16 protein-coding genes are annotated in these 20848 nt (G+C 69.0%); 5 read left to right on the top strand and 11 right to left on the bottom strand.

Annotated features, from left to right (window positions below; genetic code table 11):
* The first annotated feature begins 20 nt into the window (after positions 1-20).
* Together A9977_RS02325 and A9977_RS02320 are read left to right on the top strand one after the other, a co-directional pair.
* The gene (locus A9977_RS02325) at positions 21-485 is read left to right on the top strand and encodes a DUF411 domain-containing protein (RefSeq protein WP_183023242.1); all 465 of its coding nucleotides are present in this window, start codon (positions 21-23) and stop codon (positions 483-485) included.
* A 20-nt stretch (positions 486-505) separates the two neighbouring features.
* Entirely contained in the window at positions 506-805 is a 300-nt protein-coding gene (locus tag A9977_RS02320; RefSeq protein WP_183023241.1) for a copper-binding protein, read from the top strand.
* Between the two features lie 12 nt (positions 806-817).
* Here A9977_RS02320 and A9977_RS02315 read toward each other — a convergent pair whose 3' ends face one another.
* A complete protein-coding gene (locus A9977_RS02315; RefSeq protein ID WP_183023240.1) occupies positions 818-2116 on the bottom strand; it encodes an FAD-binding oxidoreductase in 1299 nt (432 codons plus the stop codon).
* Between the two features lie 38 nt (positions 2117-2154).
* On the opposite strand from A9977_RS02315, the gene A9977_RS02310 reads away from it, so the two are divergent.
* Both A9977_RS02310 and A9977_RS02305 read left to right on the top strand, forming a co-directional pair.
* On the top strand, positions 2155-3192 hold the full coding sequence (locus A9977_RS02310; protein ID WP_183023239.1) for a P1 family peptidase: 1038 nt from the start codon (positions 2155-2157) through the stop codon (positions 3190-3192).
* Between the two features lie 14 nt (positions 3193-3206).
* Complete coding sequence (locus A9977_RS02305) at positions 3207-4568, top strand: TAXI family TRAP transporter solute-binding subunit (protein WP_183023238.1); 1362 nt, start codon at positions 3207-3209, stop codon at positions 4566-4568.
* Here the strand turns inward: A9977_RS02305 and A9977_RS02300 are convergent.
* The 10 genes from A9977_RS02300 to ettA all read right to left on the bottom strand — a co-directional run bounded on the left by A9977_RS02300 (position 4558) and on the right by ettA (position 18615).
* Complete coding sequence (locus A9977_RS02300; RefSeq protein WP_183023237.1) at positions 4558-4905, bottom strand: hypothetical protein; 348 nt, start codon at positions 4903-4905, stop codon at positions 4558-4560. The genes A9977_RS02305 and A9977_RS02300 overlap by 11 nt on opposite strands.
* Positions 4906-4997: 92 nt before the next feature.
* Complete coding sequence (locus A9977_RS02295) at positions 4998-6371, bottom strand: sigma-54 dependent transcriptional regulator (protein ID WP_183023236.1); 1374 nt, start codon at positions 6369-6371, stop codon at positions 4998-5000.
* The gene (locus A9977_RS02290; RefSeq protein WP_183023235.1) at positions 6364-8385 is read right to left on the bottom strand and encodes an ATP-binding protein; all 2022 of its coding nucleotides are present in this window, start codon (positions 8383-8385) and stop codon (positions 6364-6366) included. Before A9977_RS02290 ends, A9977_RS02295 begins: the two co-directional genes overlap by 8 nt.
* A 123-nt stretch (positions 8386-8508) precedes the next feature.
* Positions 8509-9444 (bottom strand): tripartite tricarboxylate transporter substrate-binding protein, encoded by a 936-nt coding sequence (locus A9977_RS02285; RefSeq protein WP_183023364.1) that lies wholly within the window; start codon positions 9442-9444, stop codon positions 8509-8511.
* A 131-nt stretch (positions 9445-9575) separates the two neighbouring features.
* Positions 9576-11849 carry a DUF6351 family protein gene (locus tag A9977_RS02280; RefSeq protein ID WP_183023234.1) on the bottom strand — a complete coding sequence of 758 codons (2274 nt, stop codon included), beginning with the start codon at positions 11847-11849 and terminating at the stop codon, positions 9576-9578.
* 470 nt (positions 11850-12319) lie between these two features.
* Complete coding sequence (locus A9977_RS34570) at positions 12320-13771, bottom strand: CsgG/HfaB family protein (RefSeq protein WP_183023233.1); 1452 nt, start codon at positions 13769-13771, stop codon at positions 12320-12322.
* A gap of 4 nt (positions 13772-13775) precedes the next feature.
* The gene (locus tag A9977_RS02270; protein WP_183023232.1) at positions 13776-14420 is read right to left on the bottom strand and encodes a hypothetical protein; all 645 of its coding nucleotides are present in this window, start codon (positions 14418-14420) and stop codon (positions 13776-13778) included.
* A 55-nt stretch (positions 14421-14475) separates the two neighbouring features.
* The gene (locus A9977_RS02265; protein WP_259651764.1) at positions 14476-15672 is read right to left on the bottom strand and encodes a hypothetical protein; all 1197 of its coding nucleotides are present in this window, start codon (positions 15670-15672) and stop codon (positions 14476-14478) included.
* Positions 15663-16805: a hypothetical protein gene (locus A9977_RS02260; protein WP_310936075.1), complete on the bottom strand. Its 1143-nt coding sequence runs from the start codon at positions 16803-16805 to the stop codon at positions 15663-15665. The genes A9977_RS02265 and A9977_RS02260 overlap by 10 nt, the downstream gene beginning before the upstream one ends.
* Positions 16806-16953: 148 nt before the next feature.
* A complete protein-coding gene (gene ettA, locus A9977_RS02255; protein ID WP_183023231.1) occupies positions 16954-18615 on the bottom strand; it encodes an energy-dependent translational throttle protein EttA in 1662 nt (553 codons plus the stop codon).
* Between the two features lie 413 nt (positions 18616-19028).
* Here ettA and A9977_RS02250 point away from each other — a divergent pair, with 413 nt between their 5' ends.
* Entirely contained in the window at positions 19029-20816 is a 1788-nt protein-coding gene (locus A9977_RS02250; RefSeq protein WP_183023230.1) for a DEAD/DEAH box helicase, read from the top strand.
* Positions 20817-20848 lie beyond the last annotated feature (32 nt).

The raw sequence follows: 20848 nt of genomic DNA, 5'->3' as shown, positions 1-20848 counted from the left end.
CACGAACGAAAGGAAGAACGATGCAACGACGCACATTGCTGAAACGCGCGGGCCCGCTGCTGGCGCTGGCCTCCGGCACCCTGCCGCTGGCCGCCCTGGCGGCCGCGCCCATGGTCGAGATCTGGAAGGACCCGAACTGCGGCTGCTGCCAGGACTGGGTGCTGCACCTGAACAAGAACGGCCTGGCCACGCGCGTGCACGACGAAGGCAACAATGCCGCCCGCGCGCGCCTGGGCATCCCGGCCAAGCTGGGCTCCTGCCACACCGGCCTGGTCGGCGGCTACGCCATCGAAGGCCATGTGCCGGCGCGCGAGGTGTTGCGGCTGCTCAAGGAAAAGCCCAAGGCCGTCGGCCTCGCGGTGCCCGGCATGCCCATCGGCTCACCCGGCATGGACGGGGCGGCCTATGGCAACCAGCGCGACGCCTACGACGTGCTGCTGGTGCTGGCCGACGGCAGCACCCGTGTCTACCAGAGCTACCGTTGAAACCACTCAAGGAAGAACAGATGAAGAAGCCATGGAACGCGGCGCTGGCCGCGATGCTGACCGCCGTGACGGTCAACGTCTTCGCGCAGGGCGCCCTGCCTGCCGTCGAGGGCGAGGTGCGCAAGGTCGACCCGCTGGCGCAGAAGATCACGCTGCGGCACCAGGAGATCCCGAACATCGAGATGAGCCCGATGACCATGGTCTTCCGCGTGCGCGACCCCGCGCTGCTGGCGCAGCTCAAGGAAGGCGACAAGGTGCGCTTCACCGCCGACAAGGTCGACGGCGCGCTCACCGTGCTGTCGATCGAGCCGCTGCGCTGAGCGCAAGCCTTCTCAGCCGAAGCGCTTCGGATCGAAGGGCGCGAGCGAGGTCTCGGGCGCAACGCCCGCGAGCAGCTGCGCCACCCATCGGCCGGTGCGCGCCGAGCCGCCCAGGCCCACATGGCCGTGGCCGAAGGCCAGCACCACATCCTGGCTGGCCGCCGAAGGGCCGATGCAGGGCAGGCCGTCGGGCATGCTGGGGCGGCGGCCCAGCCAGTGCTTGACCTTCGCGGCGTCGCCCTCGGGCAAGGCCGGGAACATCGAGCGCAGATGGCGCAGCAGGATGTCCGCGCGGCGCCAGTTGGGCGCGGCATCGAGCCCGCCGATCTCGACCTGGCCCGCGGCGCGCAGGCCGCCGTCCATCCAGTGCGCGATCAGCTTGCCGTCGGCCACCATCACCGGCGTGCGCGGCCCCACGGTCGCGCCTTCGATCACCACGTGGTAGCCGCGCTCGGTGTCCAGCGGCACCGGCGAGCCCGCGGCCGCGGCCAGCGGGCGCGAGTAGGCGCCCGCGCAGACCACGGCCGCATCGCAGGCGATGTCGCCGCCTTCGGTGTGCACCGCGCGCAGGCGACCGCCTTCGATGCGGAAGCCCGTGGCGCGCGAGACCACGCGGCGCGCGCCCTGGGCCGCGGCATGCCGCGCCAGCGCGGCCACGTAGGCGCCCGGGTCGCGGCAATGGCCGGCCTCGGGCACGAAGATGCCCAGCGTGTAGCGCGCGTCCAGGTCCGGCTCGCGGCGATGCAGTTCCTCGGCCGGCCACTCCTCCCAGTGCACGCCGACCCGCGCGCGCACGCGCCAGCCCAGCGCATCGCCCTCGAACTCGGCCCGCGAGCGGTAGGCATGCAGCAGGCCGCGCTGCTCGACCAACTGCGGCACGCCGGCCTCGGCCGCGAGCCGCGCATGCAGCGCGGGTGCATCCGCGAGCAGGCTGCGCAATGCCTCGGCCGTGCGCTGCACGCGCGCCTCGGTCCAGCCCGAGGCCAGGTAGCGCAGCAGCCAGGGCAGCGCGCGCGGCAGGTAGCGCCAGCGCAAAGCCAGCGGCCCCAGCGGGTCGGCCAGCCAGCCCGGCACCTTGCGCCAGGCGCCCGGCAAGGCCGGCGGCACCACCGAATGCGAGGACAACCAGCCCGCATTGCCATAGCTCGCGCCATGCGGGCTGCCGGGCGCCTCGGGCTCGACCACGGTCACGCGCAACCCCGCGCGCCGGGCCTCGATGGCGGTGGCACTGCCCACCGCGCCCGCGCCGATCACCACCACGTGGCGCCTTGCGTCGCCCTGCGGAGCGACACCATTTGCTTCAACTGTCATGGGCCTATCGTAGAGGCTCAGTCCCATAATCGGCCGCCATGTCCGCACCCTCCTCCTTTCTCCCTCCCTCCGCCGGTTCGATCACCGACGTCGCCGGCATCGAAGTCGGCCATTTCAGCGACCCGCGCCGGCCCACCGGCTGCACCATCATCCTCACGCGCGAGGGCGCGGTCGGCGGCGTCGACGTGCGCGGCGCCGCGCCCGGCACGCGCGAGACCGACCTGCTCTCGCCCGGCAACCTGGTGCAGCAGGTGCACGGCGTGATGCTGGCCGGCGGCAGCGCCTGGGGCCTGGCCGCCACCGACGGCGCGATGCGCTGGCTCGAGGAACGCGGCGTCGGCATGGACGTGCGCTTCGGCACGCTGCCCATCATCCCCTCGGCCGTGCTGTTCGACCTGCCGGTGGGCGATGCGCGCATCCGTCCCGATGCCGCCGCGGGCTATGCGGCCTGCGAGGCCGCGTCGACGCAGCCGCCGGCCGAAGGCAACGTGGGTGCAGGCTCGGGCGCGCTGGTCGGCAAGCTGTTCGGCGTCGACCGCGCGATGAAGGGCGGCATCGGCTGCGCCTCGGTCACCGTCGGCGGCGTCACCGTGGGTGCGCTGATCGCCTGCAACGCGCTGGGCGACGTGATCGACCCCGACACCGCGCAGGTGGTGGCCGGTGCGCGCACCGTCGATGGCCGCGCGCTGCTCGACATCCGGCGCGCGCTGATGCGCGGCGAGGCACCCCGGCCGCTCCTGGCCGGCACCAACACCACCATCGGCGTGATCGCCACCGATGCGGTGCTGACCAAGGTGCAGGCCAACCGGCTGGCCATGGTCTCGCACGACGGCCTGGCGCGCAGCATCAACCCGGTCCACACCATGAGCGACGGCGACACCCTGTTCGCGCTCGCCACCTGTCGCGTGCCGCTCGAGGGCGATGCGCCCGGCATGACGGTGCTCAGCGCGATGGCGGCCGAAGTGGTGGCGCGCGCCACGCTGCGCGCGGTGCAGGCCGCGCGCTCACTCGACGTCGGTGGCCAGCACTTCCCCTGCGCGGCCGAACTGGCGGGCGCGGCGCCTGCCTCCCGCTGATGGCAAGGCCTGCCATGTCGATGCCCAAACCCCTCAAGCTCTTCCTGCTCTCGATCCGCGACCTGATCGCCTCGGCCGGGCCGGTGGTGTTCCTGGTGATCGGGCTGCTGGTGGCCGCCTACTGGTGGCTGCAGCCGCAGCCGCCCCAGCGCGTGACGCTGGCCACCGGACCCGCCGGCAGCGCCTATGCGGAGTTCGGCAAGCGCTATGCGCAGGCCCTGGCCACCAGCGGCATCCAGGTCGAGCTGCGGCCCAGCGACGGCTCCTCCGACAACCTGCAGATGCTGCGCAACGGCGATGTGGACGTGGCCTTCGTGCGCGGCGGCAGCGCCGACGTGGTGGCCGACGAGGAGGCCGGCCTGCGCTCGCTGGGCAGCCTGTTCTACGAGCCGCTGTGGGTCTTCTACCGCAGCGACACGGCGCGGCGCATCGACCGCAAGACCGGCACGCTGAGCTCGCTGGCCCAGTTGCAGGGCCTGCGCGTCAACGTCGACAAGCTGGGCAGCGGCGTGCCCGAGATCATGGACAAGATGTTCCGCGCCAACCACCTCGACCCGGCGCAGATGCAGCTCTCGCACCTGGAGCAGAAGTCGGCCAGCGAGGCGCTGCAGGCCGGCCTGCTCGACGTGATCGTGCTGGCCTCGGCGCCGCAATCGCCGCAGGTGCAGCACCTGCTGCGCACGCCCGGCATCGCGCTGCTGGACTTCGGCCAGAGCGACGCCTACTCGCGCCGCTTCGCCTTCCTCTCGGCCGTGTCGCTGCCACGCGGCGTGGTGGACCTGGCCAAGGACCTGCCGCCGTCCGACGTGTCGATGCTGGCCGCCACCACCTCGCTGCTGTCGCGCGAGCAGACGCACCCTGCGCTGCAGCAGCTGTTCGCCCAGAGCGCGCAGACGCTGCACGGCGAGGCCGGATGGTTCAACCGCGCGCGCGACTTCCCCAACACCCGCACCAGCGAACTGCCGGTGAGCCCCGAGGGCGACCGCGCGATCAACGGCACGCCGCCCTTCTGGCAACGCTACCTGCCCTTCTGGGCCAGCAACCTGGTCGAACGCATGTGGCTGGTGCTCGGCGGCCTGGTGGTGCTGATGCTGCCGCTGTCGCGCGTGGTGCCGCCGCTCTACCAGTTCCGCGTGCGCTCGCGCGTGTTCCGCTGGTATGCGCGGCTGCGCGAAGTCGAGACCCGGCTCGAAGGCGGCACCGATGCGCAGGACAAGCTGCTCAAGGAACTAGACGACCTCGACAACCGGGTCAACAAGGTGGCGGTGCCGTTGTCGTATGCCGACGAGCTCTACGCCCTGCGGCGCAACATCGCGACCGTGCGCCGGCGCGTCGAGACCATGCGTTCGCCGGCCGCGAAGCCGGTCAGTACTTGATCGTCACGCCAGCCTTGACCGCGGCGCTCTCCTTGCGTCCGTCGGACTGCACGCCCGCGGAGAAGGACACGTCGCCGCCCGTGCTGGCGCCCACCGAGTAGGTGGGCCGCTCGCCCGCGGTGTTCATGCCGCCGTAAGCGGTGCTGCCATCGGGCTTCTGCACGCCGACGGTGGCACCGTTGGTGACCACGGTGTTCTCGGTCGACACCACGTTGGGCGTGACGTAGACGATGCGCTGGTCGTTGCTGTCGATGGGGACCTTCACCTCGTCGGCGCCGGCGACGCTTCCGAGTGCGCAGGCACCCAGGGCAAGGCAAAGAGAGAAGGATCTGTTCATGACACCATGCTGGCCGCGAGGCAAAAGCCCATGGTGTCAGTTTCGCGGCGACTGCGGCGTAGGACGATGCCCGCCATCCGGCGCCCGCGGACTCAGGCGCTGCGCAGCGCGCGGCGCGAGGCCGGGTCGCCGACCGCGGCCTCGAGCGGCCCGAGGCGGCGCATCTTGTCGTAGAGCGTCTTGCGCGGCACGCCCAGCCGCTCGGCCGCCGCGGTGGCGCTGCCGCCGCAGGCCTGCAAGGCTTCCTGGATCAGGTAGCGCTCGAAATGCACCATCTGCTCGTCGAGCGAGCGCGGGCCCTGTGCCTCGCTGCTGAAGCCGGGCCCGCCGTCCCACAGCCCGAGCACGAAGCGGTCGGCCATGTTGCACAGCTCGCGCACGTTGCCGGGCCAGGCGTGCGTCATCAGGGCCTGCAGATGGCGAGGCGACACGTTCGGCAGCTCGCGTTCGTAGCGCAGCGCGGCCTGCATCGCGAAATGGGTGAACAGCAGCGGGATGTCCTCACGCCGTTCGCGCAGGGGCGGCAGCGTCAGCACCACCACGCTCAGGCGGTAGTAGAGGTCGGCCCGGAACTTCTGCTCGCCCGCGGCCTCGAGCAGGTCGGCCTTGGTCGCGGCGATCACGCGCGAATCCATGGGCAGCAGTTCGTTCGAGCCCAGGCGCTCGAACTTGCGCTCCTGCAGCATGCGCAGCATCTTGACCTGCAGGCTCATCGGCATGGTCTCGATCTCGTCGAGGAACAGCGTGCCCGCGCGCGCATGCTCGACCTTGCCGATGCGCCGTTTCGAGGCGCCGGTGAAGGCGCCGGCCTCGTGGCCGAACATCTCGCTCTCGAACAGGGCCTCGGGCATGCCGCCGCAGTTGATGGCGGCGAAGTGCCCGCCGCGGCGCCGTCCGTAGTCGTGCAGGCAGCGCGCGACCAGCTCCTTGCCGGTGCCGGTCTCGCCCAGGATCAGCACGTCGGCATCGGTGCCCGCCAGGTCGAGCACCATGCGGCGCAGGCGCTGCATCGCCGACGAACGCCCGATCAGCTTGGCCTCGATCGCCTCGTAGCCTTCGAGCTTGCGGCGCAGCCGCTCCACCTCCAGGCTCAGCGCCCGCTTCTCGAGCGCGCGCTCCACCACCTCGGTGAGCTGCTCCGGCGAGAAGGGCTTCTCGATGAAGTCGTAGGCGCCCAGGCGCATCGCCTGCACCGCCATCGTGATGTCGCCGTGCCCGGTCACCAGGATCACCGGCAGCGTCGGGTCGACCTCCAGCGCATGGGCCAGCAGGGCCAGCCCGTCGGCGCCCGGCAGCTTGACGTCGGTGACCAGCACGCCCGCGAAGCCCGGCACCACGTGCGGGCGCACCTGCTCGGCTGAGACGAAGCCCGACACGCGCAGCCCGGCGAGTTCCAGCGCCTGCGTGCTGCCCAGGCGCACCGCGGGATCGTCTTCGACAAACATCACTTCGAGTTGTTCAGGCATGAGAAGGGGTTTCCGCGCGCTGTCCGCTGCGCAAGATGACGATGAAGACCGCGCCGCCGAGCTCGCTCTGGCCGGCGCGCAGCAGGCCGCCGAAGTCGCGCACAATGCCGGCCGAGATGGCCAGGCCCAGGCCCAGGCCGACGCCCTGTTCCTTGGTGGTGAAGAAAGGCTCGAACAGCCTCGGCATGACCTCGGGCGCGATGCCCGTGCCGTTGTCGTGCACCTCCAGCCGCGCGCCTTCCGGGCCGCTGCGTGCCACGATGCGCACCCGGCGCAAGATCGCCGGGGCGCCGCCGGTCGCGGTCAGCGTCGCGTCGAAGGCATTGGTCAGCAGGTTGACCACCACCTGCTCGAGCCGGTTGCCCTCGCACAGCGCCAGCAGGCCCGGCTCGATGGCCTGCTCGATCCGGATCTGGTCGTGGCGGATGCGTTGGTTCAGCAGGAACAGCGCGTCGGCGATCACGTCGCCCAGGATCACCGGCTGCAGCGCCACCGCCGAACGGCGCGCGAACTTCTTGAGCTGCGCCGTGATCTGGCCCATGCGATCGGTGAGCTGGCAGATGGTGCGCAGGTTGAAGTCGACCTGCGCGCCCTGCCCGCGCGCCAGGTACACCATCGCGTTGGCCGACAGCGTGCGCAGCGCGGCCAGCGGCTGGTTGAGCTCGTGCGTGATGCCGGCGGACATCTGGCCCAGCACGGCCATCTTGCCGGTCTGCACCAGGTCGTCGAGCGTGGTCTTCAGGATCTCCTCGGCCCGCTCGCGTTCGGCGATCTCGCTCTGCAGGTGGTGGTTGGCCGCACTGAGCGCCTCGGTGCGCAGCCCCACCATGTGCTCGAGTTCGTCGTAGGCCTGCTGCAGCGCCTCGCGCGCCGCCAGCCGCTGGTGGACGATGCGCCGGCGCTGCTGGAAGAACAGCACCAGCAGGGTGAGGAAGACCAGCGCGAACATGGTTGCGAGTGCGCTGGTGCGGGCGAGCGCATGGGCGGGCTTCATGTCCGACAGCATGATCAGCTTCCAGTCGGTGCCGTCCACCGGCCGGCTGTCGAGCAGGTAGTCGGGGCCGAAGGGCTCGCCGCCGGTCTGGCGCCGGGCTTCGTTCGCGCTCAGCTGCACCACCGTGCTGTCGCCGCCCGAGAGCCGCTTCTTCTCGCGCATCTCGATCGGCGTCAGCTCGCCGGCCTCGGCGTACTGGCGCGTCTTCGCGAGCTCCATCAGCGTTTCGCTGGACAGCGGACGCAGCGCGCGGAATTTCCAGGCCGCGTCGGACGACAGGAAGACGACGCCGTTGCCATCGACCGCCAGCACCTTCTCGGTGGAGTGCGACCAGGCCTCGTCGAGCTTGTCGAGGCTGACCTTGACGGTGGCCACGCCCAGCATGTCGCCCTCGCCCGGAATGCCGAAGGAGAAGTAGTAGCCGGGCTCGCGGCTCACCGTTCCGATGCCGTAGAAGCGCCCGTGCTGCCCGCGCAGCGCATCCTGGAAATAGGGCCGGTAGGAGAAGTTGATGTCGACGAAGCTGCCGCGCTGGTTCCAGTTGCTGGCGGCCAGCGTGAGGCCCTGCGCGTCCATCACGTAGATGGCCGAGGCCAGTGCGTGCGCATTGACGGTCTCGAGGTAGACGTTGGCGTCGAACTGCAGGTTCCTGTCGGCGGGCTTGCGCAGCAGGTCCAGCACGTCCGGGCTCAGCGACAGCACCTGCGGCAGGTACTCGTAGCGGTTGAGCTCGCTGCGCAGGCTGGCCGAGTAGATGTCGAGCCGGTGCGTCGTGCCCTGCTGCAGCGAATGAATGCCTGCGCGCTCGCCGAGCGTGTGAGCCAGCATGCCCCCCGAGGCGATCAGGCCGAGCCAGGCACCGATGGCGATCCAGCGGCGCACTGCATGCCAGCGCTCGGACGCGCCGGGAGGCTCGGCCTGGAGGCCCGCCAGCACGCCGTCGGGCGCGCCCGCGAAGCCGGGCCGGCGGGGCGTGGAGAGGTTCAGCACGGCACGGCCGACGGACAGGAGCAGTGACACGGGAGCAGCGTGGAGCGAGGACCCGCGCGACGGCGGCGACGGGGCTCGATCCTAGTCACCGTGCCGGCGTGCTGCGCCACGGACTTACCCTCGCCATCGCGCGCGGACCCTGGCATGCCCGCCTCAGTCCGCGTACACGCCCGCGGCCTTGATCACCGGCCCGAAGCGCGCGACTTCCGCCTGCACGAACTTCTTGTGCTCCGCCGGCTCCACGCGCTTGTCCGTCACCACCACCGCGCCCAGGCCCTCTTCCTTCTTGATGAAGTCCGGGTCCTTCAGTGCCACCTTGACCGCGTCGTTGAGCTTCTTCAGCACCGCCGGCGGCGTGCCTTTGGGCGCGTACAGCCCGTGCCAGATCGTGACCTGGAAGTTCTTCATGCCCGACTCGTCCAGCGTCGGGATGTCCTTCAGGGCCGGCGTCGTCAGCCGCTTGAGCGTGGTCACCGCGTACGGCTTGACCTTCTTCGCCTCGATCTGGCTCGTGGTGTTGGTGGTCTGGTCGCACAGCAGGTCGATCTGGCCGCCCAGCAGGTCGGCGATGGCCGGCGCCGTGCCCTTGTACGGCACGGTGGTCATTTCCGCCTTGAGCTCGCTCTGGAACAACAGGCCGCACAGGTGCGAGGCCGAGCCGATGCCCGCGTTGCCCAGGTTCACCTTGCCCGGGTTCTTGCCGATCCACTCGCGCAGTTCCTTGAAGTTGTTGGCTTCCAGCTGCGGCTTGCCGATCACGGTCATGGGCACGTCGTTGATCAGGCCCAGGTACTCGAAGTCGGTCTCGTAGTTGTAGGGCAGCTTGCGATACAGCACCGGGGTGGTGGCCATGCCCACGTGGGTGAGCAGCAGCGTGTAGCCGTCGGCCTTGGCGCGCGCGACCTTGGCGTTGCCGATGGTACTGCCGGCGCCGGCTGCGTTGTCGATCACGATGCTCACGCCGTCCAGCGGCTTGCGCATGGCCTCGGCCAGGTCGCGTGCCACGCGGTCGGTCGGGCCGCCGGCTGCGAAGGGCACCACGATCGTGATGACCTTGCCGTCGGGAAAGCTCTGGGCCGAGGCGCCCATGGACAGGACAGCGGCCGCCAGGACGGCCAGGGATTTCTTCGTCGTCGTCGATGATTTCAAGTGCGAACTCCAGGAAAGAAAAAATGCAGACGCCAGGCCGCGCGCGGCCCGGCATTCGATCGCTCAGGCGATCACATGAAGCTGGCGAGCAGCCGCTTCGTGATGTCGAACAGCAGGTTGACCGGCGAGGGCCCGAAGGACAGCCAGGTGCCCGTCAAGGCCTGCTGGCCCACGCCCGCCTTCGTCCAGTCGCAGACACCGCCGGGGAACGCGGCCTGCATGCGGCCCCACTGCACCGGGCTGAAGATCACGCGGTAGTCCGAGGGGTTCAGCGGCTTGAGCTGGCACTTCGCGATGTCGTCGGTCAGCGGGCCGCCGGCCGCCATGCGCGGCGTCGTGCCCGCGGGGTAGAAGGTGTTGCAGGCGCCGGTGCCGAAGGCGGTCTGCTCCTCCACGTACTTCAGGCCGTTGCTCCAGCAGGCGTCCTTGAGCTCGGCCGGCCGGTTGGCCGCCACCTTCTGCGCCTTGCTGCGGCCGGAGCTGTCGGCACGCACCGCCGACAACCAGGTGTTCATCTGGTCGAAGGCTTCGGCTTCGCTGCCCCCCTTGGTCCACATCACATGGTTGTCGATGTGGCCGTTGGCACGGCGCAGGCGCTCGCGCATCGAGAAGGAATGGATCTTGGTGTGGATGTCGCCGCCCACCGTGCCGTCGTTGTAGTCGCGCAGGTCGATGATCGCGGTCGATGCGAGGCCGCCGCCGCCGTTCACGATCCGTCCCGACTGATAGGCACGGTTGAGCGCCTCGACGTCGCCCACGGTGCGGGTGGCGGTGCGCTTCATGTCCCGGTCGACGCCGCCCACGCGCTCGTTGAGGTCCAGGAACTTGTCGATCGAAAGCTTGCCTTCGTTGAGCGCATTCAGGCCGTACTGGATGCCGACGTTGTCGATCGGCCGCAGCGCGAAGCCTTCGGCCTCGGTCTTGCCGTAGACGTTGGCCGTGTGATCGAAGACCGTGGCACGCGCACCCGTCGGGTTGGTCAACGGGTTGTAGCGCTGCTCCACGGGCACGCCGGCCGGGAAGGACACGGTCGGGTCGAGCCGGCCCGCGCTGCCGCTCATGTTGGCGATGTTGCCGATCTGCAGGTAGCCCGAGATGGCCTGCTTTTCCGCCACGGTGTAGGCCAGCGCCGAGGTCGCCGGGTCGTTGAAGTAGTTGTTGAGCACGCGCGAGTCGTGCAGCTTGAAGATGGTCGACGAGGTCACGTCGGCGAACACCTGGCTCACCACCACGCCGTCGAACAGACCGGGATAGTTGTCGCTGGTCTGGTGGCTCTGGTAGGAGCCGCCCGAACCGCCCACGCCGATGGTGTACTTGGGCACGCCGAAGTTCTCGATGAAGCGCTCCTTCACCATCGCGATGGTCTCCGAGGAGAGCTGGTCGTTGCAGTTGGTGCCGAAGACGTTGAGCGTCGAGGTGGTCACGGCGAAGCCGCGGCTCTGGTAGACCGGGTTGATCAGCGTGCCGAAGTCGTTGCCCTGCTGGAACCAGCCGCCCTGGCAGCCGCCGCCCAGCGGATAGAGCAGCTGGCCGTTCCAGCCGGCAGGCGGCGTGGTCGGCGACGGCGCGGGCTCGTTGAGCACGTCGTGCAGGATGGCCGACTGGTAGAGGCCGCGGTTGATGGTGCCGCTCTCGAGCCGCACCACGTAGGGCACGCTCTTGCCGTTGACCGTGAGGTAGGTCATGTTGGCCGGATAGGCCGTGATCGACGCGGGCTCGAAGCGCGTGTTGCCGCCGCTGCTGTTGCGGTAGTAGTAGTCGACCCGCGTCTCGACCGAGCACTTGCCGTCGTCCAGCGACTTGAGCGGCTGGCCGCCCATGCGGGTGAAGGTGGCGTAGCCGCACACGAAGGGTTCCTCATGCGGACCCGAGATCACCGGGCCGGTGACCGGATAGGCCGTGAGCGCCAGCGTGGTGCTGTAGTCGCCGTAGCGTGTGACCAGCTGGTTCTCGCCGAGCTTGAGCCCCGTGACCTTGCCCAGCAGGCGGCCGTCGGCGGGGTTGCGGGCGAAGGCCGCCGTCACGTCGCGGCCGTCGACCGTCACCGACAGCGTGCTCATCGGCTTGTCGCCCAGCAGCTGGAGCTCGACCAGTGCATCGTCGCCGGTCACGAGCTTGGGCGATGACGACAGCACGCTGACCTTGACCGTCGCATCCGCCGGCGTGCCGGGGTTGGGACTGCCGGGGTCCGGCACGGGCGTGACCGGGTTGCCGCCGGTCGGCGGGTTGGTACCGCCGCCGTCGTTGCTGCTGCCGCCGCAGGCCGACAGGATCAGCGCGGCCAGCAAGGCGCTGACGCGCGCCGAGTTCCGGCCGAAGCGGGGGGTGTTCTTTTCGAATCTCATGCTCAAGGTCTCCGTCTTTTTTGTGAAGGGAAAAGGCTTTGCCCATGCGGCGGCGCGACACGGTCGAACCGGGTCGTCGCGCCGGGCGTGCGGCGTCAGTGCGGGGGCGGGAAGAAAGGCGCGCCAGGCGCCGGCCTCGCCCGTGAAGGCGGTGCCGGGGGTGCGCGGGTCGTGCAGTGCTGCGGGCTCATCGGTGTCTCCATCCTCGGGTGTTGTGCCAGTTCAATAGCAACCGACGTGCCACGCCGCGCACGCGATGCAAGTGATTGAATTCAAAGGATGTTCTTCCGCAGCATCGTGGTTTTCCCGCGCCGCGGCGGATGAAAAACCGGCCACGCGGCAAGCGCCCTGTCCGGGAATCCGCACGCCCGCCGCCGCCATGACAGCGCCGGCGACCGCGGGCGCTTCAGGCGAAAAAAAACCGCCCGAAGGCGGTTTTCCGAGGCGGTGGTGTCAGCACCGGGGCGCTCTCACCACTTGTCGTCGCGCGCCGGCGCCGCCGCCGGTGCATCGCTGCGCGTGGCGGCCGGGCGTGCGGGCTTCGGCTTGGTCGCAGGTGCCGCGGCGGTGTCGGCCGCCGCCACACGCGCCGTCACCATCCCGCGCAGTTGCAGCGCGCCGGGCTGCAGGCCGTCGAGCGGCATCTGCACGCGTTCGAGCCGGCCCTGGGCCATGGTCGGCGTCACGCGTTCGATCACCACCTCGCAGCAGTCGGATTCGACCCGGCCCAGCGACTGGTTGGTCTGCGGGTCGAACATCTCCTTGCCCATGTAGGCCAGCTGGTAGCGCCCGCCTTCGCGCACCGCCTGGCCGCCCTGGCTCAGCACCACGGCGTTGCCGTCGCGCGAGATCACGGTCACCGGGTAGGTGCGCGAGACGATGCCCGAGACGATGCGGTTGGCGATCTCGTTCTGCATGCCTTCGCTGACCTGCGCGCCGTCGATGCCCGAGCCCAGCGTGGTGGCCGCGACCTTGGGCGCTTCGCCGCGCAGCGACTCCGACAGCATGACCTGCCGCGTCGACACGTTGACCAGCTTCTGCGAGACACCCCAGCCGCCCGAGTAGCTCACCAGTTCGCGGTCGCTGGTCTGCAGCTGGCGCGCGTGGCGGTTGTAGGCGAAGGAAGTGATCTTGCCGACCCAGATCACGTCGGCGCTCATGGCCTGGCCCAGCTTGCCGAACTCGGCGCGCGGTGCCTGGCCCGAACTGATCATGTCGAGCTCCTGCGCGACCTCGCCGCCCATGTCGCGGTCGAGCACGGTGAAGCGCCCGGTGTTGGTCAGCGCGGTGAGGATCTGCTGGCGCAGGTCCTCGGCCACCTTCTCGGCCGGCACGCTGCGCCCGCCCATGGGGAAGGACGCGGTGTCGTAGCGCAGCGGCGCGATCACGATCTTGAGCTTCTTGCTGTCGGCCGCGGGCGGCGTGTACTTGGCGACCGAGGCCTCGATGTCGGCCTGGTAGAAGCCGCGGCTGTCGGGGCCGTCGAGCGCGTTGACCTTGAAGCCGGTGATCGCGCCACCCGCGCTCTGCACCACCTGCTCGGCGAAGGCCGTGCCGCGCAGGGCCTCGGCGTTGCGGCCGCGCGCCAGCGTCAGCGTGACCTTGATCTGCTCGCTGCCCAGGTCCATGGTCGTGCCGTTGACCATCTTGAGCGCCAGGCGCATCGCTTCGTCGACCGCCTCGGCCGCGCTGGCACCCGTGCCCTGCGCGTTGACCGTCACGGTGCCGACCTTGCCGGCGTCGGGCAGCGCGGCCACGGGCGAAGCCGATGGCGGGGGCGCCACCGGCGCGACCGGCGTCGCGACCACCGCAGGCACTGGCTTGTTCTTGCCGGTGTACTTGTCGATCATGGTCTGGGCCTGGTCGCAGGCCGAGACCGAGAAGGCCAGCGACAGCGCCAGCGTCAGTCGGACGGTGCCCATGGCCTCAGAACGCGCCCAGCGCCTTGGTCGCGTCGGTCGGCACGGGGATGTCGTGGCTCTTGGCGTAGGCCGTCGAGTAGCTCAGCGTGTCGTAGACGTTCTTCGCGTTGCTCGGGAAGTTGGTCACCACGTAGGCGCCGGCGTTGAGCTTGGTCATGGCCAGCATCGGCGAAGCCTTGAGCGTGTTGCTGAAGGCCAGCACATGCGGGCGCAGGCCGACGTACTTGACCACGCCCAGGCCCAGCGAGGCCATGCCCGACTGGTACAGCGCCTGCGACTGCGCATCCATCTTCAGGTTGCTGTCGTTGAGGCGGGCGCTGATCTCCTTGGACGAATCGCTCTGGATCTTGTCGGCGTCCGACAGGTTGCCCTTGGTCGCGCCGTCACCCAGCGCATCGGCGGTGGACTTCAGCTTGGCCGCCGATTCCTTGAGGCCCACGGCCTCGGCCATCTTCGACTGCGCGACCAGCACCTCCTTGTTGGCCGACACGTAGGCGCGCACCAGCGAGTCCTGCTCGGCGCCCTGGTCGCCGCCGCCCGAAGCGGCGCCACCGGTGATGCTGCCGATCGAGGGCATCGAGAACTGCGCGAAGGCGCAAGGGGCGATGAAGGCGGCGGCGAGTGCGATGGCGGTCAGTTTCTTGGACATGTTGTGGTGTTCTTTGGAGTGAAAGAAAAAGGAAAAGAAGAAAGGTGTGCGCTGGTCAGCGCAGGCCGAGGTTGGTGACCTGGCTCACGAGTTCGCGCGCCGCGCTGTCGGCGGCCTTCTTGAGCGCGTTGCCGCGGGCTTCGGCTTCGGTCGGGCCGACGCCGGCGTACTGCACCGGGCCGACGGTCGAGATGTTCTCGGGGATGCCGCTGGTGAGGTCGAGAATCTTGCCGGTCACGGTCACGGCCACGCGCTGCAGGCCGCTGGACGGATCGGTGTCGGTCAGGCCCACGTCGAGCGTGCCGAAGGCCAGGTACGGTACCTGGGCCGCCTGCAGGCCGCGCACCACATCGCGCAGCGTCGCGGGGTCGAGGTCGTTGCCGGTCTTGTAGTCGTTCTCGACGTTCTTGATCTTCATGAGGCCGTTGGTGTAGGGCTCGACGAAGCCGGCCTCGAGCACCTTGAAACCGGCTGAGGCGAAGATGCCGGTGAACACCGAATTCAGGTTGGCGCTCGGGAAGATGCGCCAGGTCGATTCGCTCGCGCGGCGCGTGGTGCTGCCGCCGGTCTCGATGGTGTCGGTGCGCTTGGCTTCGAACGCGGTCTCGCGGCTGCGCGATGCGTTGGTGCCGATCTGGCCGCCACGGATCGATTCGCCCTCGGCGCCGCGGCGCTTGTCGGAACCCTGCGCATCGACCTTCACGCCGCGGTCCACGCGCTGGTAGACGCGGTCGTCGAAGGTTTTCTCGGAATCGACCTGGCGCGACACGAACAGGAAGGTCAGCTTGGAGCGGTCGCCCTTGGCCGTGGCCGTGGTGGCCGATCCGGCCTTGACCGCGTTGCGCAGCTTGGCCACGTTGATCGAGGTGCGCACCGTGACGGTGTAGACGCGCTTGTCGGTCTGGTCCTGCTCGTCGAGGACGGTCGCGTCGAGGATGAACTTGTCGAGGTTGGCGCCCACGCGGTCGCGGATCGCGTCGAAGTTGGCCGACTCGGACTCGCCGGCTTCGGCGTAGTAGAACTCGACCGCCTTGACCTGCGCCTCGCGCATCGCGCGCTCCTTGACCTCGGGGCTGGCCTTGCTGCCGAACACCGAGCCCTCGTAGGTCACCGAGGCCTTGCCGCGGGCGGTCGCGACCTGCGCGTGCGCGGCCAGGCCCATGAAGAACAGGCCGAAGGCGAGCAGCATCAGGACGACGCTGCGCATCGGATGGCGCGCGATCGGCGCGGCGAGTGGCAAGGCTATTTGCATGACTGGATGACCTCTTTGGTGGCGGTGATTTGCTTGTCGATGTCCGGGGCGGCGGCCGCATCCTTGAGCCACGGATCATTGCCCCCGGCGAGCACGCCGGAGAGCTTGGTGAACAGGCCGCGCAGGCTGTCGCTGTAGGCGGGGAAGTCGTCCACGCTGCGCTGCGAAGAAGGCACGGTCTTGACCTCGCCGTTCTTGAATTCCGAGTTCATGTAGACGCGGTTGGCCAGCGGCTGCTGCACCTTGACCGCGACCTTCGAGGCGTAGATGTAGCTGGTGCCGGCCGCGACCTTGGCGTGCTCGAAGCGGCCGAAGCGCGTGAGGTCGACCGCGATCGCGTAGTCGGGCTCGGGCAGCTTGAGCTCGTAGACCGAGCCGTCGGCCACGCGCATCGACATCACCTTGCCGATCGCATAGCCCTTGGCATAGGGCAGGATCGGCACGCCGGTGCGGCTGGAGATGGCTTCGGCCAGCATGTCGGCGACCCAGGTCTCGGCCACGCCGGGCTGGCTCGCGAGTTCGGCCGGCAGCAGCTTGCGCACTTCATCGCTGACGCTGGCCTGCGAGACCTGCAGGAAACGCGGCACCTGGGCCGGCAGGCTGGCGCGCGCGAGCGCTTCGGAGAAGCGGTTCAGGATGCCGGGCGTGGTGCCCGCGCCGAGGTAGAGCGTGCGCACGCGCTCGGCGATCTCGTCCTCGGTGGGCGCATGGTCGAGCAGGTCGACATAGGCCACGCTGAACGGGTAGGCGCGCAGCACGGTCATGGTCTTGAAGTCGAAGAACATGGCCTGCGCGCGCAGCTGGATGAAGACCTTCGACAAACCGCCGAAGCGCTCGGTCGACACCGTCTCGCCGTTGAGCATCAGCGCGACCGCGATGGCCTGGTCGCGGCCCTTGAGCTCCATCAGGTTGGCCGTGTCGAGCTCGAAGGCGGTGGGCGGCTGGGCCGCTACCACCTGCCGGATCAGGCCGTTGATGCCGCCCGCGCCCAGCGATTTGTCGAGGCGCTGCGAATGCGGGAAACGGGCCGTGATGCTGGCCGCATCACCCGAGTAGGCGAAGCCGGCGAGCGAGACGCTCAGCGCGAGTGCCTGGCCGACGAGGCCTCCCCAAAACAGAAAGAGAAAAGCCACCCATCTGGAATGCCGAACCATCCGTCCCCCTCGTTATGTAAAGTTCGGCGAGTCTATGTGAGTAAGTGTTATTTGCCCTGTCAGACAAAGGCCTTTTCAATGAAAAAAGCCAGCGAGGCGCTGGCTTTTTGGTATGCATTCGAAAGGCTTACTTGAGGGCCTTGTAGCGCATGCGCTTGGGCTTCGCGCCCTCTTCGCCGAGGCGCTTCTTCTTGTCGGCTTCGTACTCCTGGTAGTTGCCGTTGAAGAAGGTCCACTGGCTGTCGCCTTCGGCCGCGAGGATGTGCGTGGCGATGCGGTCGAGGAACCAGCGGTCATGGCTGATGACCATCACGGTGCCGGCGAATTCGAGCAGCGCGTCTTCGAGCGCGCGCAGGGTTTCCACGTCCAGGTCGTTCGACGGTTCGTCCAGCAGCAGCACGTTGCCGCCGGCGATCAGGGTCTTGGCCAGGTGCAGGCGGCCGCGTTCACCACCCGACAAGGTGCCGACCTTCTTCTGCTGGTCCGCGCCGTTGAAGTTGAAGCGGCCCGCGTACGCGCGGCTGGCCATCTGGAACTTGCCGACGTTGATGATGTCGAGGCCGTTCGAAATGTCTTCCCACACGGTCTTGCTGTTGGCCAGCTCGTCGCGATGCTGGTCGACGAAGGCCATCTTCACGGTCTGGCCGATCACGACCTCGCCCGAATCCGGTTGTTCCTTGCCCGCGAGCAGCTTGAACAGCGTCGACTTGCCGGCGCCGTTGGGACCGATGATGCCGACGATCGCGCCCGGTGGCACGGTGAAGCTCAGGTTGTCGATCAGCATCCGGTCGCCGAAGGACTTGCTGACGTTGTGGAACTCGAACACCTGCTGGCCCAGCCGCTCCGCCACAGGGATGAAGATCTCCTGCGTTTCGTTGCGCTTCTGGTATTCCATGTCGCTCAGCTCTTCGAAGCGAGCCAGACGCGACTTGCTCTTGGCCTGGCGCGCCTTCGGGTTCTGGCGCGACCATTCCAGTTCCTTCTTCAGGGCCTTGGCATGGGCTTCTTCGCTCTTCTGCTCCTGCGCCAGGCGTTCGCCCTTCTGCTCGAGCCAGGTGCTGTAGTTGCCCTTCCATGGGATGCCGCGTCCGCGGTCCATTTCCAGGATCCACTCGGCCGCGTTGTCGAGGAAGTAGCGGTCATGGGTGATGGCCACCACGGTGCCCGTGAAGCGCTGCAGGAACACTTCGAGCCACTCCACCGATTCGGCGTCCAGGTGGTTGGTGGGTTCGTCGAGCAGCAGCATGTCGGGCTTGGACAGCAGCAGGCGGCACAGCGCCACGCGCCGCTTTTCGCCGCCCGACAGCAGGCCGATCTTCGCGTCCCACGGCGGCAGGCGCAGCGCGTCGGCGGCGATTTCCAGCTGGTGTTCGGAATCGGTGCCGGCCGTGGCGATGATGGCTTCGAGCTGGGCCTGCTCGGCGGCCAGCGCGTCGAAATCGGCGTCTTCGGCGCCATAGGCGATGTACACCTCTTCGAGGCGCGCCTTGGCCGCGAACACCGCGCCCATGGACTCTTCGACCGATTCGCGCACCGTGTGCTCGGCGTCGAGCTTGGGCTCCTGCTCCAGATAGCCGATCGTCATCCCCTGCATCGGCAGCGCCTCGCCCTCGAACTCCTTGTCCACACCCGCCATGATCTTGAGCAGCGTGGACTTGCCCGAGCCGTTCAGGCCGAGCACGCCGATCTTGGCGCCGGGGAAGAAGGAGAGCGAAATGTCTTTCAAGAGCTGCCGCTTGGGCGGCACGGTCTTGCTGACGCGGTTCATCGAATAGACGTATTGAGCCATATCTCTTGCAGGTTGGAACAGTTGGAACAAGGGCCGCGCCAAGCGCTGCGGGCGGTCAGCGAGGGGCGGCGAACCTTCTATTATCCCCAATGACGTGGGTGGCCCCGTCGGCGCCGCCCCGTTCCGGCACGGGGCCCGAGGTTTTAGCGGCGCCCGCCCGCGCGCCGCAAGGCCTTGCGCACGACATTTGGAGGCACAGCGCCTACTCATGCGACAATGGGCCTTCGTTGCCGGGTCCAGTTGCCCGCAACAGCGGCTCTTCTGCCGGGGACAAGAAGGCTTTGCGCACACCCATGCGACTGGCTCTCGGCTCCCACCCTTGACACATCAGCCTTGACTGACCGGGTCGCCCCAACAAAGGGCACCGCGGTGGGCCGATGCCACTGCGCCATGCAAGGCGCTATTGCTTCCAAATGACTTTTGAAGATCTGAAGTTGGCCCCGGCCATCCTGAAGGCCGTGCTCGAACACGGCTACGACACGCCCACGCCCATCCAGGCCCAGGCGATCCCCGTGGTGCTCGAGGGGCACGACCTGCTCGGCGGCGCCCAGACCGGCACCGGCAAGACCGCGGCCTTCACGCTGCCCATGCTGCACAAGCTCACCATGAGCCGCAGCGCCACCAACAAGTTCGGCGGCACCGGCATCCGTGCCCTGGTGCTGACCCCCACGCGTGAACTCGCGGCCCAGGTCGAAGAGTCGGTGCGCACCTACGGCAAGTACCTGCAGCTCGACTCGACCGTGATCTTCGGCGGCGTCGGCATGAACCCGCAGATCAGCAAGCTCAAGAAGGGCGTCGACATCCTCGTGGCCACGCCCGGCCGCCTGCTCGACCTGCAGCAGCAGGGCATGCTCGACCTGTCGCAGGTGCAGATCCTGATCCTCGACGAAGCCGACCGCATGCTCGACATGGGCTTCATCCACGACGTGAAGAAGATCCTCGCGCTGGTGCCCAAGGACAAGCAGAGCCTGCTGTTCTCGGCCACCTTCAGCGACGAGATCCGCGACCTGGCCGCCCAGCTGCTCAAGAACCCGCAGAGCGTGCAGGTCACGCCGCGCAACACCACCGTGCAGCGCATCACCCAGGTGATCCACCCGGTGGGCCGCGGCAAGAAGAAGGCCCTGCTCGCCCACATCATCAACGAGCACAACTGGAGCCAGGTGCTGGTGTTCACCCGCACCAAGTTCGGCGCCAACAACGTGGCCGAATTCCTGACCAAGAACGGCATCGAGGCGATGGCGCTGCACGGCAACAAGAGCCAGAGCGCACGCACCCAGGCCCTGGCCGGCTTCAAGACCGGTGCCATCCGCGCGCTGGTGGCGACCGACATCGCGGCCCGCGGCATCGACATCGACGAGCTGCCGCACGTCGTGAACTACGAGATCCCCAACGTCAGCGAAGACTACGTGCACCGCATCGGCCGCACCGGCCGCGCGGGCAACAGCGGCGAGGCCGTGAGCCTGGTCTGCCTGGACGAGGAAGGCTTCATGCAGGAGATCGAGCGCTTCACCAAGCAGCAGATCCCGGTGAAGGTCGTCGACGGCTTCGGCCCTGAAGAAGGCGAACGCGCCGAACCGATCGCCATGGGTCGCCAGACGATCTGGGGCGGTGCCGGTCGTCCGCCGAGCCGTGAAGTGATGCAGGCGGCCGCCAAGGCCGCACGCACCGAGATGCTGCAACGCGTGCGCGACAACAAGGCCGGCCAAGGCGGCGGCAACGGCGGCGGCGGTGGCGGTCAACGCCGCGGCGGCGGCGCGGCACCCCAGGGTGCGCGCAGCGGCGGCGGCGGCGGCGGCCAGGGTCCCGCACGGGGCCAGGCACCGCGTCCGCAAGGCGGTCCGGGTCGCGGCCCGCAGGGTCCGGCGCGCGCGCCGCACCATGCACCGCAAGGCCTGCCGCATGACGAGCGCCAACCGCGCCATCACGGCAACAGCCACAGCCCGACGCAGGCCAACCAGGTCGCGCACCTGCGCGCCGAATCGGTCGGCGGCGGCGACGGCCAGCCCGATCCGCTGCGCACCAGCGTCGACAGCATGGGTGGCGGCCGCGGCCGTCGCGGCGGCGGCGGTGGTGGTGGCGGCTACGGCGGCAACCGCTCGGGCGGCGGCGGCGGTGGTGGCCGTTCCGGCGGCGGCGGTGGTTACGGCGGTGGCGGTGGTGGTCGCTCCGGCGGCGGCGGTGGCCGTTCCTTCGGCCGCTGAGCCGGCTGCTGCCCTCGATGGCAGCACCCCAC

The sequence above is a fragment of the Variovorax sp. UMC13 genome (assembly GCF_014170375.1).
In the GTDB taxonomy this organism is placed as follows: domain Bacteria; phylum Pseudomonadota; class Gammaproteobacteria; order Burkholderiales; family Burkholderiaceae_C; genus Variovorax.
This window is presented reverse-complemented; position numbering and strand designations above follow the sequence as displayed.